Origin of the sequence: Phenylobacterium sp., assembly GCF_044371015.1 — a bacterium.
In the GTDB taxonomy this organism is placed as follows: Bacteria; Pseudomonadota; Alphaproteobacteria; order Caulobacterales; family Caulobacteraceae; genus Phenylobacterium.
Map to the genome: position 1 here is coordinate 1 of NZ_JBILUK010000156.1, position 7,445 is coordinate 7,445.

The 7,445-nt window shown below is 70.0% G+C and carries 6 protein-coding genes and 1 pseudogene; 4 read left to right on the forward strand and 3 right to left on the reverse strand.

Annotation, left to right across the window (positions count from 1 at the left end):
- Positions 1-299: 299 nt before the first annotated feature.
- Positions 300-2,075: an alpha/beta fold hydrolase gene (locus ACIQ3R_RS12640; protein ID WP_397419022.1), complete on the reverse strand. Its 1,776-nt coding sequence runs from the start codon at positions 2,073-2,075 to the stop codon at positions 300-302.
- Between the two features lie 159 nt (positions 2,076-2,234).
- Between ACIQ3R_RS12640 and ACIQ3R_RS12645 the strand changes: the two genes are divergently transcribed.
- Complete coding sequence (locus tag ACIQ3R_RS12645) at positions 2,235-3,146, forward strand: glutathione S-transferase family protein (protein WP_397419024.1); 912 nt, start codon at positions 2,235-2,237, stop codon at positions 3,144-3,146.
- A 12-nt stretch (positions 3,147-3,158) separates the two neighbouring features.
- Positions 3,159-3,986 carry a crotonase/enoyl-CoA hydratase family protein gene (locus ACIQ3R_RS12650; protein ID WP_397419026.1) on the forward strand — a complete coding sequence of 276 codons (828 nt, stop codon included), beginning with the start codon at positions 3,159-3,161 and terminating at the stop codon, positions 3,984-3,986.
- Between the two features lie 34 nt (positions 3,987-4,020).
- Here the strand turns inward: ACIQ3R_RS12650 and ACIQ3R_RS12655 are convergent, their stop codons facing one another.
- Both ACIQ3R_RS12655 and ACIQ3R_RS12660 read right to left on the reverse strand, forming a co-directional pair.
- Positions 4,021-4,296, reverse strand: coding sequence for a hypothetical protein (locus tag ACIQ3R_RS12655; protein ID WP_397419028.1), 276 nt, complete (start codon positions 4,294-4,296; stop codon positions 4,021-4,023).
- 246 nt (positions 4,297-4,542) lie between these two features.
- Positions 4,543-5,286 (reverse strand): SDR family oxidoreductase, encoded by a 744-nt coding sequence (locus ACIQ3R_RS12660; RefSeq protein ID WP_397419030.1) that lies wholly within the window; start codon positions 5,284-5,286, stop codon positions 4,543-4,545.
- A 58-nt stretch (positions 5,287-5,344) separates the two neighbouring features.
- On the opposite strand from ACIQ3R_RS12660, the gene ACIQ3R_RS12665 reads away from it, so the two are divergent.
- Positions 5,345-7,354, forward strand: a complete 2,010-nt coding sequence (locus ACIQ3R_RS12665) for a TonB-dependent receptor (protein ID WP_397419032.1) — start codon at positions 5,345-5,347, stop codon at positions 7,352-7,354.
- A pseudogene (locus tag ACIQ3R_RS12670) lies at positions 7,351-7,445 on the forward strand (23S rRNA (adenine(2030)-N(6))-methyltransferase RlmJ); the annotation flags it as partial. The gene ACIQ3R_RS12665 and the pseudogene ACIQ3R_RS12670, both read left to right, overlap by 4 nt.

A 7,445-nucleotide genomic window follows, 5' to 3' on the forward strand; every position in this document is an offset into this window, starting at 1 on the left:
CCAGCCACCCAGCAGGTCGAAATAGACCGCGGCAGGGATGCCAATGAGGCCGGAAAACGCCCACAGAATAACTGCAGGGCGTAGCGCGCGATTGGCCTGATCGTCTGTCGTCACCTGATTGACCGTAAACCCTTCGATGGTCCGATAATCGCAGGGTACATGTATCGCAGTTCATGGCCAATCGTGGACGCGAAGGAGCCGGTACTATGGTCCGGTTTCCCCCCATCGCCGTCGTTCGCAACGTCCGCTTTGGGCGTTCATTCGGGGCCAAGTGTCAGGCTCTATCCACTAGCAGAGCTTCATCTGACTGGACCGTCGACCAGGGCCTCGGCCACCAGGTCGGGATGTGAGGCGTGCAGCATTCGACCGGCGTCCGAGCGGCGGATCACGCGGTGGCCGGGCAGCGCGGTCTGCCAGACGGCCTCGGCGTCGCCCGGGCGGTAGAGGACATCCTGTTCGCCGATCATGCGGGTCCAGCGGGCGCCGCTGGGCAGCGGCGAGGGGGTCCAGGTGAGATAGCGGCGCTGTTCGTGCACGAAACCGGCGGTCTCGCGGAGCGCCACAAGGCGCGCGGACTCCACATAGTCCTCCAGCACAGTCGGATGGCCGAGAACGGCGGTGTCTGCGGCGCTGGAGGCCAGCGAGCGCCGGACGAGTTGCTCGGTGGTGCGCGGATCGAGCCGGGGGGCCAGGAAGCGGGCGACCGCCTCGATCATGGCCGGCTGCCGGGCCATCAGCCACTTCATCGCGTTCATGTAGCCGTCGCGTCGCGTGTCCAGCGCATAGGGCGTGAAGGGATTGATCAGGACGGCGTGCGCCATCCGGTCCGGGTAGGCGGCCGCGAAGCGCAGCGCGGTATCCTCGCCCCCGCGCGCCAGGATCCGGACGGCGCGCAGCTTCAGGGCATCCAGGATGTCGACGATGTCGGCGACAGCAACTTCGTCCGGATTTCCCACGGCAGGGTCCGTCAGGCCGAAGCCTGGACGCTCGACGGCGATGGGCCGGAATCCCTGCCGATGGAGCGCGCGTACCAGGCCCCGGTCGAGGAGCGCGCCGGTCACCGCGCTGTGGAACAAAAGCACGGGCGCGCCGCTGGCCGGGCCGAAGTCCGAGAGCGCGATGCGGCCGGAGCCATCCGCGCGCCCCACGAACCGCAAGGGGCGGAGCGCGCTCCAAGAGGCGCCGAGCGTCAGGTTCCGGTTGCCCGCGACTCCCAGCAGCACCATGGCTTCTGTGGTCAGGCGGGCGAGGTCGGTGACGCTGCCCAGGCCGAAGCGCCCGAACACGACGGCCAATTCATCCTTGATGGCATGCTCGCTGATCCGCAGGGTGGCGGCGGCCTCCGCGCGGGTGAGGCCCAAAGCCAGCAGCACCGACGCGCCGGCGGCGCGATCCGACAGCCCCAGCGCGGCCCGCAGCAGCGGCGCCTGGGCCAGATGCAGGTCGCCGCCCCCGACCGCAGCGTGCAGCAGCCGGACCAGATCGGCCTGACGGGTCGCGCCGGCCCTGCGAAGCGCGCTCTTGAGGGCTTTGCGCGCAGTCTCATAGCCGGTCGCGGCGCGGCGGGCGCCTTCGATCAGATCTCCGGCGGAAATCAGGCCCTGGACGACCCGGGCCTCGACCGGGGTCAGTCGCCAGCTTGTGAGCGCCCGCTCGGCAAGCTCCCGCACCGCGAACGGACGATAGGCGAGGGCCACAACGGCCGCGCCGGGTTGAAGCGCTGCGCCCGCCGGCAACCGCCAGCCGGCCGCCGCCTCGCGCCGGGCGAGCAGCAGGACGGTGGCGACGCCGTCACGCGTCCTTATGGGCGCCAGGCTCATCGGCTCACCGCGCGTCAGCCAGTCGGCGACAACCTCGCTGGCGGTTTCGGAGGCGAACCAGTCCAGAAACAGGCGGTCTCCGGCTCTCAGTTCGCCGCTCGCATCGAACCCCGCTGCGGCCAAGGCCTGAGCGGGCAGGGTGATGGGCGCGCCGCCCTGGCCATCGTCGGCCGGATCGATAGCGTCGCCCAGCATGCCGAGGATCTGGGCGTCCGGATCGTGCGGCGGGCGCAGGGGATGGATTGTGGCGGCCATGGACTCGCCGAATTGAAGGTCCCGGAGAGATCGACGCAAGCGATCTCCCCTCTCGGTTGCACAATCCGCGCCAGGGCTTACGCGAGGGCGCCGTTGCGGCGGCCCCCGTTGGCCTTAGGTTAGCACCGAAAGCCCCCGCGGGGCGGCAGGGCCCGACCGATGACCAGCGGCATCATCCTTCACCACTACGACTCTTCGCCCTTCTCGGAGAAGGTTCGGTTCATGCTGGGCGTGAAGGGGCTCGACTGGGCCTCGGTGATCCAGCCGGTGATCATGCCCAAGCCCGACTTGATCCCGCTGACCGGCGGCTATCGGCGGATTCCGGTGATGCAGATCGGGGCCGATGTCTATTGCGACAGCCAGGTGATCCTGGCCGAGATCGAACGGCGCCATCCGACACCGCCCATGGTGCGCGGCGCGGACTGGGCGGTGAACCTTTGGGCCGACCGCATCTGGTTCCAGGCCAGCGTGGCGGCGATCTTCGCCGAGATGGGCGCCGCCGTGCCCAAGGAATTCATCGCCGACCGGGAGAAGCTCTCGGGGCGGCCGTTCGACATCGAAGGCATGAAGGCCGCCGCGCCTTTCGCCAAGGCCCAGTGGCGCGCCTATGCGGCCTGGGTGGAAGAGGGCCTGGAGGGGTCGGACTGGCTCGGCGGTGCGACGCCGTCGCTGGCCGACGTGGCGGCCTGGATGAATGTCTGGTGGGCCCAGGGCGCCGCGCCCAAGGTTGCGGACGGCTTGCTGAGCGGGCTGGATCGGACGCGGGCCTGGGCCGGCCGGGTGCGCGCCATCGGTCATGGCAAGCGCCACGAGATGGCGCCCGGCGAGGCGGTGCGGATCGCCAACGCCAGCACGCCCGCCGATCCGGCCGGCGTGGCGGCCGATGATCCCTCGGGCCTGAGCAGCGGCGAGGCCGTCGTGGTGATGGCGGATGACTATGGCCGCGACCCGATTGTCGGAACCTTGGTGGGCCTCACCCGCGACCGCATCACCATCGCCCGCGAATGCGGCGAGCTGGATGTAAATCACGTGCATTTTCCGCGCGCCGGCTATGTGCTGGCTCGCCGCTAGGAGGACAATCAGATGAACGACCGGGTTCGGGTGGAGATGACGGACGGCGTGGCCGATGTGCGGCTGGTCCGGACCGACAAGATGAACGCGCTGGACAACGCCATGTTCGCCGCGCTGGTCGAGACCGGAGAACGGTTGAAGGCCGATCCCTCGGTGCGGGCGGTGGTGCTGTCGGGCGAAGGCCGGGCGTTCTGCGCCGGGCTCGACACGTCCAACTTCGCCGCCATGGCCTCTGGCCAGCGATCGGGCGGACAGAGCAGCACCGGCGGCAATCTGGTGACGGCCAATCGAACGGCGGGCGGCTCCAATCACGCCCAGCATGCCGTGATGGTTTGGCGCGAGATCCCGGTTCCGGTGATTGCGGCCGTGCACGGCGTGGCGTTCGGCGGCGGCTTCCAGCTGGCGCTGGGGCCCGACATGCGGTTCGTGACGCCCGACGCCAAGCTCTCGGTGCTGGAGATCAAGTGGGGCCTGGTGCCCGACATGGCGGGCATTGTGCTGATGCGCGGCCTGGTGCGCGACGACGTGGCGCGCGAACTTACCTATTCCGGGCGTATCTTCTCGGGCGAGGAAGCGGGCCGGATCGGCATGGCCACGCGCGTCTGCGAGGACCCGCGCGCCGAGGCGCTGGCCTTCGCGAAAGAGGTCGCTGGTCGCAACCCCCACGCCATCCGCGCCGCCAAACGGCTGCTCGACCTGGCGCTCGAGGGCGACCAGCATGCGATCCTCAAGGCTGAGAGCGCCGAGCAGACCGTGCTGATCGGCTCACCCAACCAGGTCGAGGCGGTCAGGGCCTCGATGGAGCAGCGCGCGCCGGTGTTCACCGACGTGGCGGGTTAGGGCGCCCCTCTGGGAGCGCCCTCCGGCCAATCGATCAGGATTCCGGGAACGTATTGGCCAGAGCGACCAGTTGCGGGTTGCTGGAACGCGACATCGCCGCGCGATAGGTGCTGACCACGCACACGCGATGCGCCTCGATCACGCTGATGAACAGCGCTTCCTTGCGGCAGGTGGTCTGCGCGGCGGTCCAGACGGCCTTTGCGACCTGCTCGGGCGTCTTGCCGGCGATGTTGAGCGTGGCCGTGCCGGCCGCAGCCGGAGCGGCGATGAGGGCGCTCGTGGCGAGCGCGAGTGCGAGCGTGCGGATCATGATGGGCCTCGATGGTTTGCGTCGAGCCGGTCCTGGTCGCTTCCTCGTTGCGCGGCATGATCTTGGCGTCATGTCCGGCGGTGCTCCGCTCAGTTAGTGAACACCGCTTAGATCGCAAGGGGCTTGCCATGTCATGGACAAAAAATTGTGCAGCGCACCATTCCAAGCGGTCGTCAGAGGCAGGTACTGCGCAAAAGATAAGTGATCCGCCCCACATGTCCTAGACAAACACCGTGGAGCGATAACCTAACCCCGTCCGATAAACGGCATCTTGGTGGCCATCACGGTCATGAAGGGCACGTTGGCGTCGAGCGGCAGGCCGGCCATGTAGAGCACGGCGTCGGCGACGGCGGAGACGTCCATCACCGGCTCGGGTCTGAGTGATCCGTCCGGTTGGGGAACGCCCTTGGACATGCGGGCGGTCATTTCGGTGGCCGCGTTGCCGATGTCGATCTGGCCACAGGCGATGTCGTGGGCGCGGCCATCGAGCGCGGTGGATTTCGTGAGCCCAGTGATCGCGTGCTTCGTGGCCGTATAGGCGATAGAGCGGGGCCGCGGCGCATGGGCCGAAATCGAGCCGTTGTTGATGATCCGGCCGCCCTTCGGATCCTGGCGCTTCATCTGGCCGAAGGCGGCGCGGGTGCACAGGAACGCGCCTGTCAGATTGACGTCGACCACGCGCCGCCAGTGGCCGATGTCATGCTCGTCGATCTCGATGGGCGGAGCGCCGGACCCGGCGTTGTTGAACAGGAGGTCCACGCGGCCGAACGTGGCGACGGTCTTGGCGAACAGCGCTTCCACCTGAGCCGGGTCGGAGACATCCGTCGGAACGGAGAGCATGGAGCCTGGCGGTCCGCTGGCGAGGGTCTCCTGAAGGGCCTCGGCGCGGCGTCCGGCCAGCGCCACGCGCCAACCCGCGCCGGCGAGAGCCAGAGAAACAGCGCGCCCGATGCCGCTGCCTGCGCCGGTGACCACCGCGACTTTCGACATTGCACCTCTCCACGACGGGCTTTAGCCCTCACCCCCGAACCTGGGACCTTGTGAGCATATGCCGGATTTGCCGCCGCCGACCCCTGATGTCGAGGTCGTGGTCGTGACTGCGCCCCGGCTGGCCCCGCTGGGCGGCGAGGCGGCGTTCAGCGCCGTGCGCATCGAGGCTGCGGATCTCGCCCGGGTCGGCCGTCTCGACGAGGCGCTGAAGCAGGCGCCGGGCGTCTCACTGTTCCGCCGCACGGGCAGCGGCGCGGCCAACCCCACGACCCAGGGCCTGTCGCTTCGGGCCATCGCCCCCTCCGGCGCGGGGCGCGCTCTGGTGACTCTGGACGGCGCGCCGGTGAACGATCCCTTCGGCGGCTGGGTGATCTGGAGCGCTCTGCCGTCCGAGGCCCTTGAAGGCGCGACGATTGTGCGCGGCGCGGGGTCGGGGCCCTATGGCGCCGGCGCCTTGACCGGCGTGGTTGCGCTGTCCGAGCGCGGGACGCCCGAGGGGATCGGCGCGACAGAGGTCTCGGTTGGCCAGCGGGACAGCCTGCGGGCGGCGATGGTCGCCGGCGTCGGAGGCTTCATGGTCGTCGCCTCGGGATCACGGTCGGAGGGGTATCACCCGGTGCGCGGCGCGCGACAGGGTGCGGCGGACACGCGGTTGCGGCTCGATGACGCCTCGCTGGCCGTGCGCTGGCAGGGCGATTTGGCGGGCGCCCGCGGGGCGGTGCGGCTGGCGGCCTATCAGGCCAACCAACAGGCGGGATTGATCGGCGCGCGGTCGAACGCCACGGGGCTCTCGGCGACGGCCACATTGGCGCAACCGGCGGCGGAGGGCGTCGGCGGTTGGCGGCTGCAGGGCTGGGTGCGGACCAGCGACCTCGAGAACAGCAGCGTGGCGGTGGCGGCCAACCGCGCCACCACGACCCCCGCCAACGACCAGTACGATACGCCCGCGACCGGCTGGGGCGCCAACGCCGCCTGGCAGGGGCTGAATGGACCGGTGGCCTGGGAGGTCGGCGCCGACCTTCGGACGGCGGACGGAGAGACGCGAGAACGGTTCCGCTTCCTCGCCGGGGCCTTCACGCGGGATCGCGTGGCGGGCGGCAAGACCCTGAGCCTCGGGGCCTATGCCGAGGGCGTGTGGACCGAGGGAGCGCTGACCCTGACCGGTGGCGCGCGGCTGGATCGGACGCGCGCCTGGGATGCGCTGCGCCAGGAGCGGGACCGGGCGAACGGCGCGCTGACGCTCGACCAGAGGCCGGCGGGCCGCTCGGACACCACGCCGACGGGCCGCCTGGGCGCGCGTTATGCGCTGTCCGAGGCGATCCATGTCCGAGGCGCGGCCTATGCGGGCTTCCGGCCCCCGACGCTGAACGAACTCCACCGGCCCTTCCGGGTCGGCAACGACATCACCGAGGCGAATGCGGCGCTCAAACCCGAGACCCTGCAGGGGCTGGAGGTCGGCATCGGCGGATCGGACATCGTGACCTGGGCGGCCGGCCTGTTCTGGAACCGGCTGAAGGACCCGGTGACCAATGTGACCATCGGCGCGGGGCCCGGCACGTTCCCCACAGCGGGCTTCATCCCCGCTGGCGGGGTGCTGCGCCAGCGTCGGAACGCCGGGGAAATCGAAGCCTGGGGCGTGGAGGCGGAGGCTCTTGGCGGCGGCGAGGCGGTGCGCTGGCGCGGGGCGTTGAGCTATGCCGACGCGAAAGTCGACGGCGGCGCGGCGGCGCCGCAGCTGACCGGTAAGCGTCCGGCCCAGACGCCGCGCTGGACGGTCACCGCCGGACTGATCGTCACCCCGACGCCCGCTTTCGAGATCGCTGGGGACGCCCGCTACGAGAGCGCGCGGTTCGAGGATGATCTCAACACCCGGCGGCTCTCGGCCGGCGTGCAGGTGGATGTGCGGGCGACCTGGCGGGCGGCGCCCGGCGTCGCCTGGTGGGTTGCCGCTGAGAACCTGACCAATGCGCGACTGGAGGCGGGTGAGACAGCGGACGGCGTCGAAAGCTATGCTGCGCCGCGCACGCTGCGCCTGGGCCTCACGCTCCGCCCCCAAGGGGCAAGATGAACTACCGGCACGCCTTCCACGCCGGAAACTTCGCCGATCTGGTGAAGCATGCGGCGCTGCTGGCGGTGCTGAGCGAGCTGAAAAGCGGGTC

Bases quoted from the DNA above. Each gene is read 5' to 3' on its own strand.
- ACIQ3R_RS12645 (WP_397419024.1), top strand. From the start codon at position 2,235: ATGACCAGCGGCATCATCCTTCACCACTACGACTCTTCGCCCTTCTCG.
- ACIQ3R_RS12650 (WP_397419026.1), top strand. From the start codon at position 3,159: ATGAACGACCGGGTTCGGGTGGAGATGACGGACGGCGTGGCCGATGTG.
- ACIQ3R_RS12665 (WP_397419032.1), top strand. From the start codon at position 5,345: ATGCCGGATTTGCCGCCGCCGACCCCTGATGTCGAGGTCGTGGTCGTG.
- ACIQ3R_RS12640 (WP_397419022.1), bottom strand. From the start codon at position 2,075: ATGGCCGCCACAATCCATCCCCTGCGCCCGCCGCACGATCCGGACGCC.
- ACIQ3R_RS12655 (WP_397419028.1), bottom strand. From the start codon at position 4,296: ATGATCCGCACGCTCGCACTCGCGCTCGCCACGAGCGCCCTCATCGCC.
- ACIQ3R_RS12660 (WP_397419030.1), bottom strand. From the start codon at position 5,286: ATGTCGAAAGTCGCGGTGGTCACCGGCGCAGGCAGCGGCATCGGGCGC.